Here is a 23362-nt window from a genome sequence, read left to right as displayed (position 1 = left end):
CATCACTCTCCGGTGCCGGCCGCCGTCTGCCCGGGAGCGCGAGGCGGTGGACTGTTCCGGGGCCGGTCGGCCCGCTCCCCGACGTTCAGGACTCCGCGCGGCTTCAGCGTCACGACCAGGCGCGTCCCGGTCCGCCGTACGCTGCTGCGGCTCCCCTTGGCGGTCACGTACCAGGAGACGCCGCCCTCCAGGGTGGTGTTCCGCTCGGCCTGGACGTCCAGTTCGACACTGATGCCGTCGACGGAGAACCCGACGGCCTTGCCGATCCCCTGCTGCTGGGCGGCGGTCAGATCCTGACGCAGTGACTCGATCGCCTCGGTCAGGCTCAGTCGCCGTGGTTCACGTGCCATTCGGTCCCCCCGGATGCAAGCGTGCCGACATCTGCGTTCGTCCTACCCGGATGTCAATTGGCCGACACGGAAGGGGAGTTGGATGGTCAGTCGGACTCCGCGGCGGGTGCCCGGTCGAGATAGGGGCTCGGCGGTTCGGGGATCCGCCGCACCGAGTCGGCGTCGAGCGCCAGGGCGGCGGACGAGGTGCCGAGCCTGCCCTTCGGATGCCAGGTCCCGGTGACCTTCACCCAGGTGTCGGCGGGCGGCGCCTTCGCCCCGTGGACCGTGACCGTCAGGGACTGGGAGTCGGCGGCGCAGCAGGCCACAAGGAGCCGCGTCAGCTGCCAGGTGCCGTGCTTGCCCGGGGTGACGAATCCCGACATCAGGACCGTACGTTCCTTCAGGCTCCCCTTGTCGTCCTGCTGGGCCCGCGCGATGAACTCGGTCAGGGACAGCGGGGCGGGCCCGTGCGCGGGCAGCGGCTCGAACCGGTCGTAGTCCGCGACGACCTTGGGGCTGTCGCGGGCGGCGGTGTAGGAGCCGAGGGCCGGCGGCGCGAAGAACAGCAGCGCGAGCGCGGGCGGCAGCAACAGCCAGGCGACGCGGGGCCCGTGGGAGTGGTCGTGGCCGTGCGCGGAGGCTTCGGCGGCCGGGGCGGAGTCGGTCCGGCACCTTCCGACGAACGGCACCCCATCGCGTACGACACCCGTAATCCCCACGCCCACCAGCACGAATCCGGTGGCGACGAGGAAGGGGACCAGGCCCTCCTTCACATAGCGCAGGGCGAGGTCGCCGACGAGCGTGGCCCGCAGCACGGCCACGCCGACCAGCAGGAGCAACACCGCCTGGAGATTGCGTCTCACAGCAGCCACCATCCGGTCAGGGCGGTGCAGACGACGGCGGTGATCGCCGTGGCCGTCGAGAACCGCAGGGCGAAGGAGCGGCCGAAGGTGCCCGCCTGCAGGGCGATCAGCTTGAGGTCGACCATCGGCCCGACGACCATGAACGCGAGTCGGGCCGTGGGGGAGAAGCCGGTCAGCGATGCGGCGACGAACGCGTCGGCCTCGGAGCAGACGGCGAGGACGATCGCGAGCGCGGCGAGGAAGAGCACCGACAGCCAGGGCGAGTCGGCGAAGGTGTCGAGGACCGAGCGCGGCACGGTGACGTTGAAGGTGGCGGCGGCCATCGCGCCGAGCACGAGGAATCCGCCCGCGTGCAGGAAGTCGTGCTGGAAGCCGAGCCGGAACTCCTCCCGGCGGCTGTGCCCGTGCTGGTGCCCGGTGTGCCGGGACGGCATCGTCAGCCATTCGGCCCTGCCGAGCCTGAGCCAGAGCCAGCCCATGGCGGCGGACGTGGCGAGCGAGGCGACGAGCCGGGCGGCGACCATCTCCGGGTTGCCGGGGAAGGCGACCGCGGTGGAGGCGAGGACGATCGGATTGACCGCGGGCGCGGACAGCAGGAACGCGAACGCGGCGGCCGGGGTGACCCCGCGCCGGATGAGGCTCCCCGCGACCGGCACCGACGCGCACTCGCAGCCGGGCAGCACCACGCCCGCCGCGCTGGCGACGGGCACCGCCAGCGCGGGGTTCTTCGGCAGGACCTTGCTGAACACGTGCGCGGGCACGAAGGCGTTGACAGCACCGGAGATCAGCGTGCCGAGCACCAGGAACGGCAGTGCCTGCACGGTGATCGCCAGACACACGGTCTGCCAGGCACGGAACCCCGGATGGGTCAGCCATCCGGCGCCGCCCATGGCCCAGGCGAGGGCCAGGACGAGCAGCACGGAGAGTGCGCCGGTGGCGATCAGGCCGGGGACGGGCGGGCCGTTCGGTGGTCGGTTCGGTGCGGGGTCGGGACCGGTCGGCGGTCTTTCGATCAGTTCCGAGTTGCGCACATTTTCTCCGATTAGCTGGGATCGGGCGCAACGATAGCGAGCCGACCGGCCCGGGTGCGGTATTTCGGCGGGCGTCAGGAGTCGAGGAAGTCCAGCAGATCGGCGTTGAACGTCTCCTCGAACGCGCCCGTCAGTCCGTGCGGGGCGCCCGGATAGATCTTCAGGGTCGCGTCCTTGACCAGATGGGCGGACTTGTGGGCCGAGGCGACGACCGGCACGATCTGGTCGTCGTCGCCGTGCGCGATCAGCGTGGGTACGTCGATGCGCCGCAGGTCGTCGGTGAAGTCCGTCTCGGAGAACTCGGCCACGCAGTCGTACGCCGCCTTCGCGCCGGTCTGCATGCTCTGCAGCCAGAAGGCGTCCAGGGTGCCCTGCGACACCGTCGACGCGGGACGGTTCGCGCCGAAGAAGCTCAGCGACAACTCCCGGTAGAACTGCGAGCGGTCGGTGCGGACGCCCTCGCGGATGGCGTCGAACACCTCGCGGGGCAGGCCCTCCGGGTTGGCCGGGGTCTTCAGCATGAGCGGCGGCACCGCACCGAGCAGGACCACCTTGGCGATCCGGTCGTCGCCGTGCCGGCCGATGCTGCGGACCACCTCGCCGCCGCCGGTGGAGTGCCCGACGAGCACGGCCTCGCGCAGATCCAGGTTCCAGACCAGCTGCGCCAGGTCGTCGGCGTACGTGTCCATGTCGTTGCCCTGCCAGGGCTGGCCCGAGCGTCCGTGGCCGCGGCGGTCGTGGGCGATGGCGCGGAAGCCGCTCTCGGCGACGAGCCGCAGCTGGCTGTCCCAGGCGTCCGCGTTGAGGGGCCAGCCGTGGCTGAAGACGACCGGACGGCCCTCGCCCCAGTCCTTGTAGTGGATCGAGGTCCCGTCGACGGTGGTGAACGTGCCCATCAGCGTGTGTCCTCTCGGGAGGCGGGCAGTCGGACGAGCCGCGGTCACACGAAGCGGCGCAGGAAGGTCAGCGCCGTGTCCGCCACCTCCTGCCAGCGGCTGTCGATGATCAGCGCGTGGTCGCGCCCCGGCAGCTCGGTGATCTCCGTGACGCCGGCGTTCTGCTGCTGCTTCTTGAACGCTCCGTTGGCCAGCGCCCAGGGCACGGCGTGGTCCTTCTCCCCGGAGATGATCAGGAGCGGGCCGCGCCGGGGATTGCGGCAGTCGACCTTCGCCTCGGTCCACGGGTTGACGTTCGACGCCGCGACCTGGAAGGGCGGCGCGCACGGCGCCGGAACGGCGAACTCCGCGTAGATCTCCCGGGCTTCCCGCTCGCTGACCGCGTTGGCGTACGCGTACCGGAACTGCTCGAACGTCAGGGGGAGCGCACGCTTCCGGTTGGCCGGATTGGAGATCACGGGGCGCAGCGAGCGCAGTGTCGACAGGGGAACCGCCATCACACCGCGGAACGGCACCGGATCGATCGCCACCGACGCGGCGCTCAGCCCGCGCCCCGCGAGGATCTGGGTGAGCAGCCCGCCGACCGAGTGCCCGACCACCGCGGGCTTGCGCTCCAGGCCGTCGATGAGACCGGCGAGATGGTCCGCGATGCGGCCCACGGTCTTGCCCGCGAACGCCTCGGGGTGCCGCCTGGCCTCTTCCACCGAGTCCGGGTCGTCGGGCCAGGACAGCGCCAGGGGCACATATCCGGCCGCCTCGAAGTGCGCGGTCCACCGGTCCCAGCTGCTGGGCAGCATCCACAGTCCGTGCACGAACACGACCGGCACGCGGTCGGTGGCTGCGTTGGCCCGGTCGATCTGCTGTGCGTCGTTGGGGGACATAACCTGAAGTTAGGGTCGCGAGTCCCCCGCGAACATAGGACGGTTGACGGGTTGGCCGGTGTTGCACGGTGCTTGTCCGGTCTACTGCACGGCGCTCGTCCGGTCTACGCGAGACGGCGCCGCACGACCGGACGCCCCGCCCGCGCCCCGGTCAGCGTTCGGCGCCCGCCAGCACCCGGTCGACCTGCCGAGGCGACAGGGCGTGCTCGACGGCGAGGATGCCCGCCCCGACCGCCGCCGCGTTCTCGCCCGTCCGGCTGGGCTCGATCCGCAGCACATGGGTGGCCAGCGGATGCGAGCGCCGGTACACCGCTTCCCGTACGCCCGCGAGGAGTTGGTCGTGGACGGCGGCCAGCGCACCGCCGACCACCACGGTGTCCGGGTTGAAGAAGTTCACCAGGCCCGCGAGCACCTCGCCCACCGCGCGGCCCGCCTCGCGCACCATGCGCACGGCATCGCGATTGCCGGACTTCACCAGGCGTACGACATCGCTGCCCGACGCCGCGTCCAGGCCGAGCCCGGAGAGCTTGCGGGCGATCGCCGCGCCGCCCGCGACCGCCTCCAGACACCCGGAGTTGCCGCACCGGCAGGGCTCCTCGATGTCGCCGACCCGGATGTGCCCGATGTCGCCCGCACTGCCCTGCGCACCCCGGTGCAGCCGGCCGTCCGCGACGATGCCGCAGCCGATGCCCGTACCCACCTTGATGTAGAGCAGATAGCGGGTGTCGGGGAACGCGCGGCGCTGCTCGGCGAGCGCCATCACGTTCACGTCGTTGTCGACCAGGGCCCGCGCGCCGAACCGCTCGGCGAAGAACTCCGGGATGGGGTACTGGTGCCAGCCCGGCATGATCGGCGGATCCACCGGCCGCCCGGTGGAGAACTCCACCGGACCCGGTACGCCGACACCGATCGACTGTAGCGAGGCCGCGTCCCGGTCGGCCTCCTTGAGCAGGGCGTTCAGCGTCCGCTCGACATGGCCGAGTACCTCCTGCGGGCCGTCCGCGATGGAGAGCGGGTCCTCGCGCAGGGCGAGCATCTCGCCGCCGATGTCGAGCAGCGCGACCCGGCAGTGCGAGGCCCCCAGGTCGACGCCCGCGACGGCGTGTTCGCGGGTGCGCAGCCGCAGCCGGCGCGGTGGCCGGCCGCCGGTCGAGCCGCCGTCCGCCTCCTCGGTGACGAAGTCGTGCGCGATGAGCGCGTCCACCCGCTGCGACACCGTCGACCGGGCGAGCCCCGTCAGGCGGGCGATGTCGGCGCGCGTCGCGGCGGCCCCCGTCCGGATCAGGGCGAGGACCTCGCCGGGCGACGACGGGACGGAAACGGGGTGATCCGGCGCTCCAGACATGGCAGTCACCATAGGGACGACTTCTGCTGCTCACAAGGCTGATGGTGTTCGGCAGTCGACCTAAGTCACCGTCAACTGCCGTACAAAGAAAGCTGCTTGAGCCCTTGACAGGTCAAAGCGGGCTCATCACATTGCTCTGCAGACCGCTGCCGAAGGAGCCGAGGGTGCAGGCGATGCAGGCGACGCAAGTGATGTTGGCGATGCACGGGGTGTCCAAGAGCTTTCTCGGAGTGCGGGTGCTGCACGGCGTCTCGCTCGACCTCGCCGCGGGCGAGGTGCACGCGCTCGTCGGCGAGAACGGCGCGGGCAAGTCCACCCTGATGAAGGTCCTCGCGGGCGAACACGTCCCGGACGAGGGCCGCATCGTCCTCGACGGAACCGAGCGCTCCTTCAGCCATCCGGCGCAGGCCCAGGCCGCCGGAATCGGCATCATCCACCAGGAGTTCGCGCTGCTCCCGCACCGCACGGTCGCCGAGAACGTCTTTCTCGGCTGCGAACCGACCCGCTACGGTCTCGTCGACCGCCGCACGATGGAGTCCCGCACCGCGCAGATCCTCGCCGAGGTGGGCGTCGCGGGCATCACCCCGCGCAGCTACGTCCGTGATCTGTCCGTGGCCCGTCAGCAGACCGTCGAGATCGTCAAGGCGCTCGCCTCCGACGTCCGCGTCCTGGTCATGGACGAGCCGACCGCGCCCCTCGCCGACCACGAGGCGGGCCTCCTGCACGACCTCGTGCGCCGCCTCGCGGGCCGTGGCCTCGGCATCCTGTACATCTCGCACCGGCTGCGCGAGGTCTTCGAACTGTCCCAGCGGATCACGGTGTTGAAGGACGGCCGGCACGTGACGACGGTCCGCACCGCCGACACCGACACCGACCAGGTCGTACGCGCCATGGTGGGCCGGGAGCTGAGCGCCTACTACCCGCCGCGCGCCCGCCCCGAGGAGATCGGCGAGGCCCGCCTCACCGTCACCGGCGGCGGCAACGACCGGCTGCACGGCATCGACCTCACCCTGCGCGCCGGCGAGATCACCGGCATCGCGGGCCTGGAGGGCTCGGGGCGTACCTCCCTCGCGCGCGCCCTCTTCGGCGCGGCACCGTTCACCGACGGGACCATGACGGTGGGCGGCGCCCCCCTGCGCCCCACCACACCACGCCGGGCCATCCGCGCCGGGATCGCCCTGGTGACCGAGGACCGCAAGGCCGAGGGGCTCGCCCTGCGGCAGTCCGTGCGCGACAACGCCCTCCTCGTCACACGGGCCGTACCCGCCCGCGAAGGTCCGCCCGCCGCCCGTGAACTCACCGCCCTCCTGGAACGCGTCAAGCTCCAGGCACGCGGCGAGGACCAGCAGGCCCAGTTCCTCTCCGGCGGCAACCAGCAGAAGGTCGTCATCGCAAAATGGCTCGCCGCCCGCCCCCGCGTGCTGCTCTTCGACGAGCCCACCCGAGGCGTCGATGTCGGGGCCAAGGCCGCCATCCACACGCTCGTACGCGAACTGGCCCGCGAGGGCATCGCCGTCCTGATCGTCTCCTCCGAACTGCCCGAACTCATCGGCATGAGCGACCGCATCCTCGTCATGGCCGAGGGGCGCGTCACCGGGGAGCTGCCGGCCGGGGCCACGGAGGAGGACGTGATGCGGCTCGCCACGAGCAGTCTGCCCGGAGAGGAGCCCGCCGCGTGAGCGGAACCACCGTCGCCCCGCCGACCTCGCTGAAGACCCGCACGCCGCACCGGAGCAGGCTCACCGACCCGGCCGTCGGCGTCTGGCTCGCGGCCGGTGCCGTCACCGTGCTCGGCTGGATCGTGGTCGCCGCACGTGGCGGCGACTTCCTCACCCTCTCCAACGTCGTCGGCATCCTGCAGAACTGCGTCGCCCTCGGCCTGGTCGCCGTCGGCCAGACCGCCGTCATCCTGACGGGCTCGCTCGATCTGTCGGTGGCCTACCTCATCAGCCTCGGCACGCTCGTCGCCGCCACCACCATGGAGGACGGCGGCGTCATCACGGCGGTGCTCGCCGTGCTCGCCCTCTCGGCGGCCGTCGGACTCGCCAACGGCCTCATCGTCACCGGGCTCAAGGTCAACGCGTTCATCGCGACGCTCGGCACCGCGTTCATCCTGCGCGGCTGGATCGAGGACAACTACACGGGCCCGGCGGGCAAGGTCCCCGCCTCCTTCCAGCATCTGGGCTACGACCGGATGGGCCCGGTCCCCGTCTCGCTCTTCCTGCTCGCCGCCGTCGCCGCCGCGATGTGGCTGGTCACCCGCCGCACCCGCTTCGGCCATCATCTGTACGCCACCGGGGGCGACGAACACGCGGCGCGGCTGTCCGGTGTCCGCACCCGGCGCACGGTCATCGCCGCCCACGTGCTGTGCTCGCTCTGCGTGGGCGCCGCCGCCCTCTTCCTCGCCTCACGGCTCGGCGCCGGCGCCCCCTGGGCGGGCACCGAAGCCCGCTACGACCTGGAGTCGATCGCCGCCGTGGTGCTCGGCGGCACGGTCCTGGCGGGCGGGCGCGGGGGAGTGGTGGGCACGCTCGGCGGTGTCCTCGTGCTCGCCGTGCTCGACTCCGTCTTCAACCAGCTCGGCGTCGACCCGTTCTTCAAGAACGTCGTACGCGGCGTCGTCATCATCGCCGCTGTCGCGATCTACGCCCGGCGCGGCAGCAGGAGGTCCGCATGAGCAGCCAGCCGGCCCTCCAGGCCGAGACGGCAACGGCCGCCCGATACAAGAGAGCTGTCCGGTCGCTCGGCACCGGAGCGCCCGTCTTCGCGCTGCTCGTGGTGCTCCTCGTCGCGCTCGCGGCAACCGACCCCGGATTCTACGAACCCGACCGCTTCCTCGCCTTCGTCAAGCGTGCGGCGCCGCTGGTGATCCTCGCCGCCGGACAGTATCTGGTCATCGTCTGCGGCGAGTTCGACCTGTCGGTCGGGGCGATCGTCACGGCGGGCGTCGTCGCGGCGGCGGAGGTCTACGGCTCGTACCCGGACGCACCCTGGCTGCTGATGACGGTGGGGCTGCTCGTCGCGGGGGCCTTCGTCGGTCTCGTCAACGGCCTTGTCACCACCCGCCTGAGAGTCCCCTCGTTCATCACCACGCTCGGCATGATGCTGATCCTGGAGGGCGCCGTCTTCTTCTGGACGGGCGGCTCCCCGCACGGACAACTGCCGGAGGACTTCCGCAGGTTGGGGCGCGGCACCGCCATGGGCTGGCTGCCGTGGGCCGTCCTCGCCTGCCTGGTCGCGGGCTGTGCCGCCGTGCTGCTCATGCGCTCCGACTTCGGCCGCACGCTGATGGCGACCGGGGACAGTGAACGCGCCGCCGCCCTCGCGGGGGTGCGGGTGCACCGCGCCCGCGTCATCGCGTTCGTGCTGTCCGGTGTGGCCGCCGCGCTCGCCGCCGTCCTCGTCGGCGGTTTCTCCGGGGTGTCCGCGCAGGCCGGGCGGGGCTACGAGTTCGAGGCCATCACCGCCGTCGTCCTCGGTGGGGTCGTGCTCGGCGGCGGCCGGGGCGGTGTCGTCGCCGCGATGGCCGGCGCCTTCTCCCTCCAGGCGCTGTTCACGCTGCTCAACCTCCAGGGCGTGTCCGGCGCCCTGGAGTCCACCGTCCAGGGCGTCATCGTCATCGCCGCGGTCGGGCTCGGCGCCGCCGACTGGTCCCGGCTCCGTCGCCGTCGTACCCACTCCTCAGGAGGCAGACCCTCGTGACGCACATCCAGCTGAACCGCAGACGCGCGCTCGCGCCCGCCGCGCTCCTCCTCGCGGGCGCGCTGCTGACCTCCTGTTCCAGCGACGCGCCGCCCGACTCGCCGGCCGGCGCATCGGGGAGCAGCGCGGAGGAGAACGGCGACAAACCCTCCAAGTTCTTCGAACAGGCCGAGTACGACCGTCAGTTGGCGCTCGGCAAGGAGAGCCCAAAAGGCCCGGCGGACAAGCCCTGGGAGCAGATGCTCGAACCGGAGATGACCGACACCGCCCAGTACAAGAAGAAGGGCTCGGGCGGCACCCACCTGTGCTTCTCCAACGCCGGGGTCTTCAACCCCTGGCGGCAGGTCGGCCTGAAGAACATGAAGGCCGAGGTGAAGCTGCACAAGGAGATCAGCGACTTCACGGTCCTCGATGCCCAGGGCAAGGACGACAAGCAGATCTCCGACATCCAGGAGCTGGCGGGCAACAAGGACTGCGACGCGCTGATCGTCTCGCCGAACACCACCGCCACCCTCACCCCCGCCGTGAAGGAGGCCTGCGGGAAGCTGCCCGTCATCGTCTTCGACCGGGGTGTGGAGACCGACTGCGCGGTCACCTTCGTCAATCCCATCGGCGGGTACGGCTATGGCGCGGTCGCCGCCGATTTCCTCGTCGACGAGGTCAAGCCCAAGGGCAAGATCCTCGCCCTGCGCATCTCGCCCGGCGTGGACGTCCTGGAGACCCGCTGGTCGGCGGCGAAGCTCGCCTTCGACAAGAGTGAACTGGACGTGGTAGACGCCAAGTTCACTGACGGCGACCCGGCCAAGACCAAGTCGATCGTCTCCGACGCCATCTCCCGGCACGGCTCCATCGACGGGGTCTGGATGGATTCCGGCGCGACGGCCGTGGCCGCCGTCGAGGCCTTCGAGGACGCGGGTGTCGACGTCCCGCCGATCACGGGAGAGGACCAGCAGGACTTCCTCCAGGCCTGGAAGGACAAGAAGCTCACCGCGATCGCCCCGACCTACCCGACCTTCCAGTGGCGTACGCCGGTCATCGCGGCCCTGCGCGTCCTGGACGGCAAGGAGGTCCCCAAGGAGTGGAAGCTGCCGCAGCCCACGGTCACGCAGGAAAACCTGGACGAGTACCTCCAGGAGGGCATGCCGCCGCTGCACTACGCGATGTGCGGCTGCCAGAAGCTGCCGGGGTACCCGAAGGACTGGGGTGGCAAGAAGTGACGTCATCCGGTCTCGAAGTGGTCCTACCCGCCTGGCAGTTGGGGGCCAACCCGTGGATCTGGTACTCCCCGGTGACCGGTGAGGCCCTCGCCGAGACCCTGCCGCGGCTCGCGGCCTGGGGCTTCGACTGCGTGGAGCTCCCGCTGGAGGGCCCCGACGACTGGGAGCCCGCCGCCGTCGCCAAACTCCTGGACGCCACGGGGCTGAGCCCGGCGGCCGTCGTCGCGGTCATGCCCGAGGAGCGGAACCTGGTCCGTGCGGAGCAGGCCACCGTGCGGGCCACGCAGGACTATCTGCGCCGCTGCGTCGACTCCGCCCACGCGATCGGCGCCCCCGTGGTGGCCGGACCGGTGTACGCGGCGGTCGGCCGGACCTGGCGTATGGACCGGGCGGCGCGTTCGGCGGCGTACCAGGAATGGCGTGCCCACATCGCGCCCGTCGTCGAGTACGCCGCCCGCGCCGGCGTCCGCATCGGCGTCGAACCCCTCAACCGCTACGAGACGAGCCTGTTCAACACCGTCGCCCAGACCCTCGACGGGCTCGCCGGCCTGCCCGAGGACGCGATCGGCGTCGCCCTCGACACGTACCACCAGAACATCGAGGAGCACTCGCTGCCCGAAGCAGTCCGGACGGCGGCCGGGCGCATCGCGCATGTCCAGGTGTGCGCCAACGACCGCGGCGCACCCGGCACCGACCACCTCGACTGGCCCGGATTCCTGCGCGCCCTGGGCGAGTCCGGCTACCAAGGCACCCTCTGCATCGAGTCGTTCACCGCCCACAACGACGCCATCGCCGTCGCCGCCTCCGTGTGGCGTCCGCTCGCGCCCACCCAGGACGCGCTCGCCACCGGCGGCCTCGGCTTCCTGCGCCGCGCACTCGCGGCACGCTGATTTCCGGCATCCGGCACCCGCACCTCCGTCCACACAGAGAGGACCACCTCATGGGCTGTCATGCTCGTGACATAAGAGGTCTATGGAGTCCGCGAAGAGGGGTGGTCGCGCTGCTGGCGGCGCTGCTCCTCACCGTGGCCTTCCTGCCCGGCACCGGAGCCACGGCCGCCGACAAGGCGCCCGCCTTCCGTGCGCTGCTCTTCACCAAGGCCGTCGGCTACGTCCACGACTCCATCCCGGCCGGCATCCAGATGGTCAAGGAGCAGGCCGCGGCGGAGAACTTCGAGGTCGTCCAGACCGATGACGCCACCGTCTTCGACGACGAGAAGCTCAAGGACTTCGACGTCATCATCATGCTGCAGAACTCCGGCATGGTCTGGGACACGGAAGCCCAGCGCGACGCCATGAAGAAGTACGTGAAGAGCGGCAAGGGCGTCGTGGCGCTGCACAACACCCTGGACATGGGCGTCGAGGACTCCTTCCCCTGGTGGGACGACCTGATCAACGCGGGCGCCCACATGCCCGCGCATTCACCGGGCGTCCTCAAGGGCACCGCCAAGGTCGCCGACCGCGTCCATCCCTCGACCAAGGGTCTGCCCGAGCGCTGGGAGCGCCCGGAGGAGTGGTACAACTTCGACAAGAATCCCCGGGGCGACGTGCACGTCCTGGTCACCGCCGACGAGACGACGTACAACCCGGGCGGTTCCGCGATGGGCGCCGACCACCCCATCTCCTGGTGCCGGGGCGCCGAGGGCGGCAAGGTCTGGGCCACCGCCATGGGCCACGACAAGGCCTCCTACACCGAACCCGCCTTCCGCGAGCACGTCCTCGGCGGCATCAAGTGGGCCGCGGGCAACGCGCCCGGCGACTGCGGCGGAACCGTCTGGTCCGGCTACGAGAAGACCGCCCTGGACGACAACACCGCCGACCCCATGGAGCTCGACGTCGCCAAGGACGGCAAGGTCTTCTACGTCCAGCGCAGCGGCGAGGTGAAGATCTTCGACCCGAAGAGCCACTCCACCTCCACCGCCGGGAAGCTCGACGTCTACACCGGCGGCGAGGACGGCCTGGTCGGCATGGAACTCGACCCGAAGTTCGCCGACAACCGCTGGATCTACCTCTACTACGCCCCGGCGTCGGCGAAGGACGACGTCAACCGGCTCTCCCGCTTCACGGTCAAGAAGGACGACACCCTCGACCTGGCCAGCGAGAAGAAGCTCCTCGACGTCCCCGCCTACCGCGACCGCAGCTTCCCCGAGCCCGGTCACACCGGTGGCGCCGTCGAGTTCGGCCCGGACCGCACCCTCTACCTCGGCGTCGGCGACGACGTACCGCCCAACCTCGACCCGAACTGGCAGGGCTACGCCCCGCTCGACTGGCGCCCCGGCAAGGAGCGCCTCGACGCCGCCCGCACCGCGGGCAACACCAACGACCTGCGCGGCAAGATCCTGCGCATCAAGCCGACCGACTCCGGCGGCTACACCATCCCCAAGGGCAACCTCTTCGCGAAGGGCACCGACAAGACCCGCCCCGAGATCTACGCGATGGGCTTCCGCAACCCCTTCCGCTTCACCGTCGACCCCAAGACGGGCTATGTGCACGCCTCCGACTACGGCCCCGACCGCGGCGGCCCGACGACCGACCGCGGCCCCGAGGGTCTGGTCGAGTACAACGTCATCAAGAAGGCGGGCAACTTCGGCTGGCCGTTCTGCCACGGCAACAACCAGGCGTACGCGCCCTACGACCCCGACACCCAGAAGGTCGGGACGAAGTTCGACTGCGCCAAGCCCACCAACCCCTCGCCCAACAACACGGGCCTGAAGGACCTGCCGACGCTTCAGCAGCCCGAGGTCTGGTACGGCTACGGGGAGTCCAAGGAGTTCCCGGAGATGGGCGCGGGCGGCTCGGCGCCGATGAGCGGGCCCGTCTACCACTACGACGCCAAGAACCCCTCCAAGACGAAGTTCCCCGCCTACTTCGAGGGCGCCAACTTCTTCTACGAGTGGGCCCGCGACTCGGTCAAGGAGATCCGCTTCGACAAGGACGGCAAGCTCCTGAAGATCAACGACTTCCTGAAGTCCGCGAAGTTCGCCAAGCCCATGGACATGACGTTCGGGCCCGACGGTTCGCTGTACGTCCTGGAGTGGGGCAGCGAGTTCGGCGGCGGCAACAACGACTCCGGCCTCTACCGCATCGACTACGCCCAGGGTCAGCGCACCCCGCTCGCCCAGGCCAAGGCGTCCGCCACCAACGGCCCCGTCCCGCTGAAGGTCGACTTCTCCAGCGAGGGCAGCAAGGACCCCGACGGCGATCCGCTCACCTTCGCCTGGGACTTCAACGGCGACGGCACCTATGACTCCACCGAGGCCAACCCCTCCCACACCTACGACAGCAAGGGAGACTTCAACGCCCAGCTGAAGGTCACCGACTCCACCGGCAAGTCCGGGTACGCCAACGTCCCCGTGACGGCCGGCAACACCGCGCCCAAGGTGAAGATCGAGACCCCGGTCGACGGCAAGCTCATCCAGTTCGGCGACAAGATCCCCTACAAGGTCACGGTCACCGACCCGGAGGACGGCACGATCGACTGCACCAAGGTCACCGTCAATCCGGCCCTCGGCCACGACGACCACGAGCACCCCACCACCGACATCCCCGGCTGCGAGGGCACCGTCGACACCGGTGACCTGGGCGGACACCCGGAGGGCGCCGACCTCACCTACGTACTCAACGCCAAGTACACCGACAAGGGAGGCGACGGCGTCAGCGCCCTGACCGGCTACGGCCGCTCCGTCATGCACCCCAAGCACAAGCAGGCGGAGTACCACGACGACCAGTCCGGAACCCGCATCGTCTCCCAGGCGGGCGCCGAGAACGGCAAGCGCATCGGCGACATCAGCAACGGCGACTGGATCGCGTACAGCCCGATGAGCGTCGAAGGCGTGAGCAAGGTCGGCTACAAGCTGTCCTCGCCCTATGGCGTCGGCTCCATCGAACTGCGCGCGGACGCCCCGGACGGCAAGCTGCTCGCCACCACCCCTGTCCCCAACACCGGGGGCTGGGACAACTATCAGGCCACCCCGGACGTCCCCGTCGAGGCGTTGACCGGCACCCACAAGCTGTACCTGGTCTTCAAGTCGACGCAGGACAATTCCTTCGACGTGGACGCGGTGCAGTTCACCACGTCGTAGACGGAGTGCAGTTCACCGCGTCATAGTCGAACAGCAGTAGCCAGGGGCATACGAAGGTCCGCAATGCGCCGCTTTCCCCAGCGCATTGCGGACCTTCCTCCCCGTCAGCGAGTACCGACCGCCGCACGCACGGCCCGCCGGGCCAGCTGGCAGTCGTCGTGCAACCGCCTCAGCAGCAGTCGCTGTTCCTCGCCGGACGGCGCAGCACCGGGATGGGCCGGGCCCGATGCCGCCGGGGCCGTGTCGTGCATGGAACGCTGCACGGCCATTTCGTACGTACGGATCTCGCGGGTCAGGATCAGCATCAGGTTGACCAGGAACGCGTCCCGCGCCGCGGGTCCCGCGTGCTGCGCCCGCTGGCTGATCTCGCGGCGCTCCACCGGTGCGTCACCAAGGACCGCCCAGAGCGTCGCCAGGTCATAGCCGGGCAGATACCAGCCCGCGTGCTCCCAGTCCACGAACACCGGACCGGCCGGCGAGAGCAGGATGTTCGACAGCAGCGCGTCGCCGTGACAGAACTGCCAGGTGTCCTGCTGTCCCGCCGAGTGCGCGATGCCGTGCAGCAGCTTCTGCAGGTCGCCCATGTCCCGGTCGGTGAGCAGACCCAGCTCATGGAAGCGGGAGATCCGCTTGCCGTAGTCCATGGGCCTGCCGAACATCTCCTGCGGCGGACGCCACCCGTTGAGGCGGTCGATCGCGCCGAGCGCCAGCCGCACGTCCGCACGCGGCGGCGGCTCCACGGGGTGCCGGGAGAGCGCGGCGACCCGGCCCTGCATCCGCTCGATCACCAGCGTGCAGTCCTCCGGGTCCGCGGCGATCAGCCGGGGGGCCCGGACGGGCGGACGGTGCCGGACGAACGAGCGGTAGGCCGCTATCTCGTGCCGGATCCGCTCGGCCCACACGGGGGAGTGGTCCAGTAAACACTTGGCGATCGCCGTGCTGCGCCCTGTCGTGCCCACCAGGAGCACGGTGCGTCCGCTGCGGCGGAGCACCTGGACCGGGTTGAACTCGGGACAGATGCGGTGCACCGAGGCGATCGCGGTGCGCAGTTGCGCCCCCTGGGGGCCGGACAAGTCGAGTCTCCCGCTGAGCGGTTGGGTGCCGGGCCCCGGGACGCGTCGCGTCCGGCCGGCGCCGAGCGACCCGGCCGCGGGGCGCGCGGGCTCCAGGTAGGGGCCGCTGCCGGGCTGTCGGGCGTGCAGCGGCCGAGGCGGGGCGGACACGGAGGACGATGCTGCGTACATGGGCGATACAGATCCCTTCGTGTGCCTGTGAGTTGCGGCGCCGCCCGCCCGGCCCGCCGCGGTGCACCCTGGGGAATGTCCCCCGGGGGTCCGGGTCGGGGTGGCGCACTCCTACCTGACACCCGGCGTCCCCTGGCACACCATGTGGCGCACCCTGGCGAACCCTGGCGAATAGTCGCCCAGCAACTGACAGAGGGCTACTGTCAACTCAGCCGAGAACCTGGGGGCTTGACGTGAACGGACAACCCAACACCCGACTGTCGGACCTATTCGGTCTCGCAGGCTGGTCCAAGGGGGAGCTCGCGAGACTGGTGAACCGGCAGGCGGCGGCCATGGGTCATCCGCAGCTGGCCACCGACACCTCGCGGGTGCGGCGGTGGATCGACATGGGAGAAATCCCGCGTGATCCGGTGCCCAGGGTGTTGGCGGCGCTGTTCACCGAGCGTCTCGGCCGTGTCGTGACCATTGAGGATCTTGGTCTGGTCCGGCACGGGCGTGTGGGGAAGCGGCGTGGCGACGGGAGTGTGGAACATCCCGACGGCGTGCCGTGGGCGCCCGAACGGACAGCCGCGGTCCTCACCGAATTCACGGGAATGGACCTCATGCTCAACCGACGCGGCTTGGTGGGCGCGGGCGCTGCGCTTGCCGCAGGATCCGCACTCAGCAGCGCCATGCACGACTGGCTGCACACCGATCCGGCCCTCGTTGCCGATGCTCCCCGTACCGACCATCCCCTGCACGCCGACCCCGCTGGGTTCGACCGCTATGAGGCCGCCCCCATCGGGTCGCAGGAGATCGAGGAACTGGAGACGTCCGTAGAGGTGTTCCGCGCCTGGGACGCGGCCCGCGGCGGCGGGCTGCAGCGCAAGGCTGTGGTGGGACAGCTCAACGAAGTGGGCGGAATGCTCGCCTACCGACACCCCGACCATCTCCAGCGGCGCCTGTGGGGCGTCGCTGCCAATCTCGCCGTCCTCGCGGGCTGGATGTCGCACGACGTCGGCCTGGAACCCACGGCCCAGAAGTACTTCGTGATCGCCGCGCACGCGGCCCGCGAGGGCGGTGACCGGCCGCGCGCCGGTGAAGCCCTGTCCCGGGCGGCGCGCCAGATGGTGCATCTGGGCCGGCCCGACGACGCCCTCGACCTGATGAAGCTCGCCAAGTCGGGATCGGGAGAGGAGACGCTGCCGCGCACCCAGGCCATGCTCTACACCATCGAGGCCTGGGCACAGGCGTCGATGGGCAAGGGCCAGGCGATGCGCCGCACCCTGGGCCTCGCGGAGGACCTCTTCGTGTCCGACAAGGGCGATGTGCCACCGCCCAGTTGGATGCAGATGTTCGACGAGGCGGACATGCACGGCATGCAGGCGCTCGCCTACCGCACCCTCGCCGATCACGAGGCATCCGCGGCGGCCACCGCCCAGCGCCACGCCAAGGAGGCGATCGAGCTGCGGTCCAAGGGCCGCGACCGGTCGCAGATCTTCGACTACATCTCACTGGCCTCGGCATGCTTCATCGCCGACGACCCGGAACAGGCCGACCGGTACGCGCGGTTGGCGCTGGTGTCGATGGGATCCAACTCCTCGCACCGCACCTGGGACCGGCTCCGGGAGATGTACCGGCTCACCGCGCAGTATTCGGGCTATCCGAAGATCGAGGACCTGCGCGAGGAGATCAAGCTGGCGCTGCCCAAGGGAGCGGGCAAGGGCGGGGGTGGCAGGCGGGCCCAGGCGTAAGGCCTTTGGCCAGGAAGATGAGGCGGCGGGTCAGGAATTGACCCGTGCGATCAGCAGGCAGGCGTCGTCCTCGCGCGGAGCGACGCCGAACTCCTCGACGACCATGCGTACGCAGTCCTGCGCGCCGGCCGTGTCGGTGAAGCGGGGGGCGAGGGAGAGGAGTCGGCTGGTCGCCGCGTCCCGGGCGCGTCGCGGGACGAGTCCGTCGGTGTGCAGCAACAGCACGTCGCCGGGCAGGAGTTGCTCCTCGGCCTGCTCATACGTGGCTCCGGAGGTGGCTCCCAGGATCACGCCGTCCGGTGGCGTCAGCGCGCGCCCCGTCCCGTCGCGGAACAGCAGCGGGGCGGGGTGTCCCGCCTGCGCCCAGGACAGCGTGCTCGTCTCCGGGGAGTAGCGGCAGCAGATCGCGCTGCCCAGGGCCGGTTGGACGGAGGTGTCCAGTAACTGGTTGAGCCAGCCCATCAGTTGGCCCGGCTGTACGCCCGCGACGGCCATGCCGCGGACCGCGCCGAGCAGCATCGCCATGCCGGACGTGACGCTCACGCCGTGCCCGGTGAGATCGCCGACGCTCAGCAGATACTGCCCGTCGGGCAGCTCCATCGCGTCGTACCAGTCGCCGCCGATCAGCGCGCTCGTCGACGACGGGAGATAGTGCGCGGCGAGGTCGAGCGCCGCGGGCCCGCCCTGCGGGAACCGCAGGGAGCCGCGCCACGGCGGCAGCACGGCCTCCTGCAGTTCGACCGCGAGCCGGTGCTCTGTCTGCGCGATGTGCCGCTGGCGCTGCAGCGAGTCACGGGTCTCGCGCACCACTCGCTGGCTGCGACGCAGCTCGCTGACGTCGCGCAAGACCGCCCACATCGAGGCGGTGCTGCCGTCAGCGGCGAGCACGGGCTCGCCCATCATGTGCACCTGCCGGACGCCGCCGTCGGGGCGCAGGATCCGGAACTCGCCGTCGATCGGCTTACCGTCGATCAGGCAGTCCGTGACCATGGCCGTCAGCATCGGCTGGTCGTCGGCGTGCACCAGGGAGGGCAGTTCGTCCAGGGAGAGCGGGGGAGCGGCCGGGTCCCGGCCCAGGATCTGGTAGAGCTCGCCGGACCAACTCGCCTCGTCGTTGAGGAGGTTCCACTCCGCGCTGCCCACCCGGCTGAGCAGGGAGCCGCGGCGCGGCTCCAGGGGCGCGGGGATGGCCGGGGCCGGTGGCTGGACAACCGGCGGGACGGGGCCGTCCCGCAGCTGGGCGAGATGGTCGTCGAGATCGTTGAGCTGGTGCACCGCGAGATCGCACAGTGCACGCTGCCAGCGCCCCTGCGGGTCGCCCCGGTCGGTCACGGCGTCGCGCCGGACGGCGTCCACCTCGCCCCGGAGCCGGCGCGTCTGCGTGATCAGCGCGTCGACCGAGCCGCGCTCGGGCGGCTGGGCGGCAGGGCGGTCCGCGAAGACGTGGGACGGCATGAGGTGCTCCGATGACGATGCGGTGCGACCAGACTGGCGGGATGGACCGCTAATGACTTTCGCACAGCAAGGGGTGGCTCGTAAGGGATTTGGCAACACCCGACGCGTTGTTGCATCTGGCATATGTCTATGTCCATCTGATCAACGGTGTTCCGCACGCCCCCTTTGTCAGCCGCGCAAGTAGCGGATTACGGCCAGCACACGCCGGTTGTGGTCATGTGACGCGGGCAGGCCGAGCTTGTCGAAGACGGCGGCGACATGCTTCTCGACCGTGCCCGCCGAGACGACGAGGCTCTGCGCGATCGCCGCGTTGGACCGCCCCTCGGCCATCAGCGAGAGCACTTCGCGCTCCCGCTCCGTCAGCGGCGCGAGCTCGGCCGCCCGACTCCCCGCCCCGGCCAACTGCGTGACGACCTCCGGGTCCAGGGCCGTACCGCCCGCCCCCACCCGCTCCAGGGCGTCCGTGAACTCCGCGACATTGGCGACCCGGTCCTTGAGCAGATAGCCGACGCCCGCCGACCCCGCCGCGAGCAGCCGCGTGGCGTACTTGGTCTCCACGTACTGCGAGAAGAGCAGCACACCCGTGCCGGGGTGATCGCGACGGATGTCGATCGCCGCCCGCAGTCCCTCGTCCGAGTGGGTGGGCGGCATCCGGATGTCGGTCACCGTCACGTCCGGACGGTGCTCGGCGACCGCGGCGCGCAACGCGTCGGCGTCCCCCACCGCCGCGCAGATCTCATGCCCCCGCTCGGCAAGCATCTGGCCCAGCAACTCCCGCAGTACGGCGGCATCCTCAGCGATCACGACGCGCATGGCGGCATGCTCTCACGCGTGCAGAGGAAGATCGACTGTGACGGTGGTCGGCCCGCCCTCGGGGCTGCTCACGTTCAGTCGGCCGTCGACCGTACGGACACGCTGCACGAGCCCGGTCAGTCCGCTCCCGGCGCCGAGGCTCGCACCGCCGCGCCCGTCGTCGCCGACCTGAACGTAGAGCCGCCCGCCCGACTGGGCCACGGTTATCGCGGCCCGCCGTGCCCCGCTGTGCTTGATGACGTTGGCGAGCAGTTCGGCGGCGCAGAAGTAGGCGATGGTCTCGATCGCCGGGGTCGGCCGCTCCGGCACGTCCGTCACCAGATCGACGGGAACGGAGCAGCCGGCGGTGAGCGTCGCCAACGCATCCGGCAGACCGTCGTCGAGTACCGGTGGGTGGATCCCGCGCGCCAGGTCCCGCAGTTCGGTGAGCGCGTCGGTGGCGTTCTGATGTGCCCCGTCGACCAGCTGTCGGATACGGCCCACGTCCAACGTCTCGTTCCCGTCGTGTGCGCCGAGCCGCTGTCTGATCATGTCCAGGCTCATCGCCACCGCCACGAGCCGGACCTGCGCGCCGTCATGCAGATCGCGCTCCACCCGTCGCAGCAGCGCCACCGAATCGTCCACCGCAAAGGCCCGCGTCTCCTCCAAGTCCCGTACGCGTCCCGTCAGTTGGCCTGGAGCGAGCAGCTTGCGCACGAGCCAGCGGTCGGCCGTCGTCGCGAGACGGGTCACCCAGGGCGCGCAGAACAGGACGGCGAGGCCGACCCCGGCGGCGAAGAACGTCCCCGCGAACGTGTCCACGTGCAGCCCACCCGCGGGGACGGGGGAGAGCACCGGCATGCCCTCCGGATCCCCCGGCTCGGGCCGCTGTCCGAACACCGCCCACCGCAGCGGCGCGGTCAGACTCGCCAGCCCCGTCAGCCACCACAGCACGGCGTACCCTCCCAGGCAGCCGACCGGCAGCTTCGCCAGCACATACGCAGCGGCCCGCCATCCGTCCCCGTCCCACAACCGGGCATCGACACGGGAGACGAACCGGCCCTCCGGTCTGAGCGCCGGCGGCGCCTCCACCTCCTCGCCCAGCATCGCCGCGGCGAGCCGCCGGTGCACCCCGCCCAGCGCGCGGGCCAGCCGCAGCCCTCCGATGACAAGCAGCGCGCCCACCACGAAGAACACCACCGACACGGTGAACCCGGCCCCCAGGGCGAGCAGTACCGCGAGCACCACCCCGCCCGCCAGGCCCAGCGGGAACGCGATGAGGCAGTACGCCGCCTCGACCCACGCCCGCCGAGTGAGCGGGGCGCACAGCACGGCGCGCACAGAGAGCCGCGCCTTGTCCGCGCCCCCTGCTGTCGCGGGGCGCTCCGGCGTGATCGTCGGGGGTGTGGCGTGCATGGCGTCCAGTGTCCTGTCCTCGGGATCGGGCAACGTCAACGTTAGGTCTGCGACGGGCCCCGCCGGAACGTGGCTTTCCTCCGTCTGTACTGGGGGTTTTCCCCCAGAGGCGGTGGACAGGGCCACGGACGCCCGGCCCGACCTTCGCTTCTGGCTGCGCCGCCATGCCGCCGTCCCCGACGATGGTGGGGGTCACGATCGCCCGAGTGGGGCGTGGGCAGGGGCGAGGGCTAGGGAGATGAGCTGTGCCGCAGCAGTTGACGATGAGGCTGGGTGACGGCAGCGCGACAGCCGCCGTGTTCGAGACCGACGCCGACGTGAGTGGCGGCGATCTGGAACTGGCCGCCGGGGACGGTGTGGTGGCGCGGGCGCGCATGTCGCTCCAGGAGGCCCTGGACGAGGTGAGGCCGACGCTCGCCAGGGTCGCCGATACACTGCGGGAACTCGGGCCGGACGAGGCGGAGGTCGAGTTCGGCCTGAAGATGGGCGGCGAGACCGGCGTGATCATCGCCAAGGGGACGGCGGAAGTGAACTTCGTCGTCCGGCTGACGTGGAATCGCCCCTGACGCCATGGGCACACAGCGCGAAGGGTTCATCGTCAAGATCCGCGCCGGTGTGACGGGGGCGCCGGTCGGCGTCGGCTTCGTCGTCGGCGACAAGGAGATCGTCACCTGCGCCCATGTGGTCAACGCCGCGCTGGCGCGGGCGAAGGACTGCCCCGATCCTCCTCCCGGGGAGTCCCGTATCCAGGTCGAGTTCGTGTTGCTGGGGGACGCGGAAGGCGCACCCCTGCGGCACTGCCGCATCAGTTCGTGGGATCCACCGCCCGGGGCCGGGCGGCTGGGCCGGGACGTGGCGGGTCTTGTCCTCGTCGGCGGGGACACGCTTCCGGTCGGCGCCGGTGCGGCCCGGCTGGTCGACGCCCGGATCGGCCTTGGCGGCGACGCCGAGGTCAAGGTGTTCGGCTATCCGGGAGATCCGCCCCGCAAGGCCAACGGCGCCTGGAGCACATGTGTGCTGCGGGGTGCGGTCGGCGGCGGCCTCGTGCAGCTGGACGCCGACAGCGAGTCGGCGCTGCGCGCCCAACCGGGATACAGCGGCTCGCCGGTGGCGGCGGCCGACCGCTGGGGCGACGCGGTCGTGGGCATGCTCGCCATCGCGAGCCGTGACGGCGCGGCCACCGACGCGTACGCCGTGCCGCTGGCGGAAGTGTCCGCCGCCTGGCCCGAGTTCCTGGGCCGGAGCATCCTGCCCTCCTGTCCCTACCGGGGGTTGCAGGCCTTCAGCGCCGAGGACGCCCTGGCCGGAGTGTTCGTCGGCCGGGAACGCGAGGTCGAACGCCTTCGGGCCATGGTGAAGGCGCAGCCGCTGGTCATGGTCACCGGGCCCTCCGGAGTGGGGAAGTCCTCACTGGTCGCGGCGGGACTCGAACCCGAACTGGCCTCGGACGGCTGGTCGGTGGCCTCGTTCCGGCCGGGCGTGGCGCCCTACGATTCCGTGGCCCGTGCCCTGCTGGAGCTCGAGGACCCCAACGGCGACCACAGCCTGGAGAAGCTGGAGCACCGCGCCCGTGCCGTGCGCGAGGAGGGATTCTGGCCAGTCGCGTCGAGGCTTGCGGTCCTTACGAGCCGCCGACTGGCCCTGATCGGGGACCAGTTCGAGGAGGTGCTCAGCAGCGGGGCCGACCGTGAGGAGCCGCTGAACTTCCTGCGACAGCTGCTGCCGCCTCCGGACGAGGCGCAGGACCCGCGCGTACGCCTGGTGTGCACCCTGCGCGCGGACTTCCTGCCCGACCTGTTGGAGCTGCCCGATGTCGGACCGCGCCTCCAGGACCGGCAGCTGAACGTGTCCCCGCTCGACGAGGCGGCCCTGACCCGGGTGATCGTCGAACCGGCGGCCGTGACCGGCGTGGCCTTCACCCCCGGCCTCGCGGAGACCATCGCCGCCGAAGCCAGCAAGGCCGCGGGGAGCCTTCCGCTGCTCGAGTTCACACTGACGGAGCTGTGGCCCCTCCAGCGCGACCGGCGCGTCAGCTTCGACGGCTATCACAGCCTCGGCGGTGTGTCCGGCGCCCTGAACCAGCACGCGGAGACCGTGTACCGGTCGCTGTCCCAGCAGCTGGACGAGTCCCGGATCCGTCGCGTGCTGCTCTCCATGGTCCGTGCCCGAGGCGGCGCCGCCAGCGCGGTCCGCGTCACCGCCCACCGGTCCCACCTGGGCAAGGACTGGTACATCGCGCAGCTTCTCGCCGCCCCGGAGCAACGCCTTGTCGTCCTGGGTCCCGAAGGGCCCGACACGGCGGAGATCGCGCACGAAGCGCTGATCCGGGAATGGGCCAGGCTCGCCACCTGGGTGGAGGACGACGCCGACTTTC

18 protein-coding genes and 1 pseudogene are annotated in these 23362 nt (G+C 70.9%); 9 read left to right on the top strand and 10 right to left on the bottom strand.

Going from position 1 to position 23362, the window contains the following annotated elements; genetic code table 11:
- Window positions 1–2: 2 nt before the first annotated feature.
- The 6 genes from ACIBKX_RS24335 to ACIBKX_RS24310 all read right to left on the bottom strand — a co-directional run bounded on the left by ACIBKX_RS24335 (window position 3) and on the right by ACIBKX_RS24310 (window position 5348).
- Window positions 3–350 carry a trypco2 family protein gene (locus tag ACIBKX_RS24335; protein WP_363276057.1) on the bottom strand — a complete coding sequence of 116 codons (348 nt, stop codon included), beginning with the start codon at window positions 348–350 and terminating at the stop codon, window positions 3–5.
- A gap of 86 nt (window positions 351–436) precedes the next feature.
- The gene (locus ACIBKX_RS24330; protein WP_363276056.1) at window positions 437–1195 is read right to left on the bottom strand and encodes a TIGR03943 family putative permease subunit; all 759 of its coding nucleotides are present in this window, start codon (window positions 1193–1195) and stop codon (window positions 437–439) included.
- Entirely contained in the window at window positions 1192–2226 is a 1035-nt protein-coding gene (locus ACIBKX_RS24325) for a permease (protein ID WP_363276055.1), read from the bottom strand. Before ACIBKX_RS24325 ends, ACIBKX_RS24330 begins: the two co-directional genes overlap by 4 nt.
- 74 nt (window positions 2227–2300) lie before the next feature.
- Window positions 2301–3122 carry an alpha/beta hydrolase gene (locus ACIBKX_RS24320; RefSeq protein WP_363276054.1) on the bottom strand — a complete coding sequence of 274 codons (822 nt, stop codon included), beginning with the start codon at window positions 3120–3122 and terminating at the stop codon, window positions 2301–2303.
- Window positions 3123–3166: 44 nt separating this feature from the next.
- Window positions 3167–4003, bottom strand: coding sequence for an alpha/beta hydrolase (locus tag ACIBKX_RS24315; protein ID WP_363276053.1), 837 nt, complete (start codon window positions 4001–4003; stop codon window positions 3167–3169).
- 151 nt (window positions 4004–4154) lie between these two features.
- Complete coding sequence (locus ACIBKX_RS24310; protein ID WP_363276052.1) at window positions 4155–5348, bottom strand: ROK family transcriptional regulator; 1194 nt, start codon at window positions 5346–5348, stop codon at window positions 4155–4157.
- Window positions 5349–5539: 191 nt separating this feature from the next.
- Here ACIBKX_RS24310 and ACIBKX_RS24305 point away from each other — a divergent pair, with 191 nt between their 5' ends.
- The 6 genes from ACIBKX_RS24305 to ACIBKX_RS24280 are packed head-to-tail and all read left to right on the top strand — an operon-like array spanning window position 5540 to window position 14348.
- Complete coding sequence (locus tag ACIBKX_RS24305) at window positions 5540–7027, top strand: sugar ABC transporter ATP-binding protein (protein WP_363276096.1); 1488 nt, start codon at window positions 5540–5542, stop codon at window positions 7025–7027.
- Window positions 7024–8025, top strand: a complete 1002-nt coding sequence (locus ACIBKX_RS24300; RefSeq protein WP_363276051.1) for an ABC transporter permease — start codon at window positions 7024–7026, stop codon at window positions 8023–8025. The genes ACIBKX_RS24305 and ACIBKX_RS24300 overlap by 4 nt, the downstream gene beginning before the upstream one ends.
- Entirely contained in the window at window positions 8022–9050 is a 1029-nt protein-coding gene (locus ACIBKX_RS24295) for an ABC transporter permease (RefSeq protein WP_363276050.1), read from the top strand. The genes ACIBKX_RS24300 and ACIBKX_RS24295 overlap by 4 nt, the downstream gene beginning before the upstream one ends.
- A 5-nt stretch (window positions 9051–9055) precedes the next feature.
- A complete protein-coding gene (locus ACIBKX_RS24290) occupies window positions 9056–10267 on the top strand; it encodes a substrate-binding domain-containing protein (RefSeq protein ID WP_363276095.1) in 1212 nt (403 codons plus the stop codon).
- Window positions 10264–11157 (top strand): sugar phosphate isomerase/epimerase, encoded by an 894-nt coding sequence (locus ACIBKX_RS24285; protein WP_363276049.1) that lies wholly within the window; start codon window positions 10264–10266, stop codon window positions 11155–11157. Before ACIBKX_RS24290 ends, ACIBKX_RS24285 begins: the two co-directional genes overlap by 4 nt.
- Window positions 11158–11207: 50 nt before the next feature.
- Window positions 11208–14348 (top strand): ThuA domain-containing protein, encoded by a 3141-nt coding sequence (locus ACIBKX_RS24280; RefSeq protein WP_363276048.1) that lies wholly within the window; start codon window positions 11208–11210, stop codon window positions 14346–14348.
- A 104-nt stretch (window positions 14349–14452) separates the two neighbouring features.
- On the opposite strand, the gene ACIBKX_RS24275 is transcribed toward ACIBKX_RS24280, so the two are convergent.
- Window positions 14453–15592: an aminoglycoside phosphotransferase family protein gene (locus ACIBKX_RS24275; RefSeq protein WP_363276047.1), complete on the bottom strand. Its 1140-nt coding sequence runs from the start codon at window positions 15590–15592 to the stop codon at window positions 14453–14455.
- Window positions 15593–15825: 233 nt separating this feature from the next.
- Between ACIBKX_RS24275 and ACIBKX_RS24270 the strand changes: the two genes are divergently transcribed.
- Complete coding sequence (locus tag ACIBKX_RS24270; protein ID WP_363276046.1) at window positions 15826–17325, top strand: hypothetical protein; 1500 nt, start codon at window positions 15826–15828, stop codon at window positions 17323–17325.
- Between the two features lie 30 nt (window positions 17326–17355).
- On the opposite strand, the gene ACIBKX_RS24265 is transcribed toward ACIBKX_RS24270, so the two are convergent.
- From ACIBKX_RS24265 to ACIBKX_RS24255, 3 genes are all read right to left on the bottom strand, one after another.
- The gene (locus tag ACIBKX_RS24265) at window positions 17356–18780 is read right to left on the bottom strand and encodes a SpoIIE family protein phosphatase (RefSeq protein ID WP_363276045.1); all 1425 of its coding nucleotides are present in this window, start codon (window positions 18778–18780) and stop codon (window positions 17356–17358) included.
- A gap of 168 nt (window positions 18781–18948) precedes the next feature.
- Window positions 18949–19593 carry a response regulator transcription factor gene (locus tag ACIBKX_RS24260; protein WP_363276044.1) on the bottom strand — a complete coding sequence of 215 codons (645 nt, stop codon included), beginning with the start codon at window positions 19591–19593 and terminating at the stop codon, window positions 18949–18951.
- 12 nt (window positions 19594–19605) lie between these two features.
- Window positions 19606–20988 (bottom strand): sensor domain-containing protein, encoded by a 1383-nt coding sequence (locus ACIBKX_RS24255; protein ID WP_363276043.1) that lies wholly within the window; start codon window positions 20986–20988, stop codon window positions 19606–19608.
- A 245-nt stretch (window positions 20989–21233) separates the two neighbouring features.
- On the opposite strand from ACIBKX_RS24255, the gene ACIBKX_RS24250 reads away from it, so the two are divergent.
- On the top strand, window positions 21234–21554 hold the full coding sequence (locus ACIBKX_RS24250; protein WP_363276042.1) for a CU044_2847 family protein: 321 nt from the start codon (window positions 21234–21236) through the stop codon (window positions 21552–21554).
- Between the two features lie 4 nt (window positions 21555–21558).
- Window positions 21559–23337 (top strand): annotated as a pseudogene (locus tag ACIBKX_RS24245) (AAA family ATPase); the annotation flags it as partial.
- Window positions 23338–23362 lie beyond the last annotated feature (25 nt).

The organism is Streptomyces sp. NPDC050658 (genome assembly GCF_044457025.1).
GTDB lineage: Bacteria > Actinomycetota > Actinomycetes > Streptomycetales > Streptomycetaceae > Streptomyces.
Note: the sequence above shows the minus strand (reverse complement) of the source record. Positions and strands in the feature narration are given on the sequence as shown.

Bases quoted from the DNA above. Each gene is read 5' to 3' on its own strand.
- ACIBKX_RS24335 (WP_363276057.1), bottom strand. From the start codon at position 350: ATGGCACGTGAACCACGGCGACTGAGCCTGACCGAGGCGATCGAGTCA.
- ACIBKX_RS24320 (WP_363276054.1), bottom strand. From the start codon at position 3,122: ATGGGCACGTTCACCACCGTCGACGGGACCTCGATCCACTACAAGGAC.
- ACIBKX_RS24315 (WP_363276053.1), bottom strand. From the start codon at position 4,003: ATGTCCCCCAACGACGCACAGCAGATCGACCGGGCCAACGCAGCCACC.
- ACIBKX_RS24310 (WP_363276052.1), bottom strand. From the start codon at position 5,348: ATGTCTGGAGCGCCGGATCACCCCGTTTCCGTCCCGTCGTCGCCCGGC.
- ACIBKX_RS24305 (WP_363276096.1), top strand. From the start codon at position 5,540: ATGTTGGCGATGCACGGGGTGTCCAAGAGCTTTCTCGGAGTGCGGGTG.
- ACIBKX_RS24295 (WP_363276050.1), top strand. From the start codon at position 8,022: ATGAGCAGCCAGCCGGCCCTCCAGGCCGAGACGGCAACGGCCGCCCGA.
- ACIBKX_RS24280 (WP_363276048.1), top strand. From the start codon at position 11,208: ATGGGCTGTCATGCTCGTGACATAAGAGGTCTATGGAGTCCGCGAAGA.
- ACIBKX_RS24275 (WP_363276047.1), bottom strand. From the start codon at position 15,592: ATGTACGCAGCATCGTCCTCCGTGTCCGCCCCGCCTCGGCCGCTGCAC.
- ACIBKX_RS24265 (WP_363276045.1), bottom strand. From the start codon at position 18,780: ATGCCGTCCCACGTCTTCGCGGACCGCCCTGCCGCCCAGCCGCCCGAG.
- ACIBKX_RS24260 (WP_363276044.1), bottom strand. From the start codon at position 19,593: ATGCGCGTCGTGATCGCTGAGGATGCCGCCGTACTGCGGGAGTTGCTG.
- ACIBKX_RS24255 (WP_363276043.1), bottom strand. From the start codon at position 20,988: ATGCACGCCACACCCCCGACGATCACGCCGGAGCGCCCCGCGACAGCA.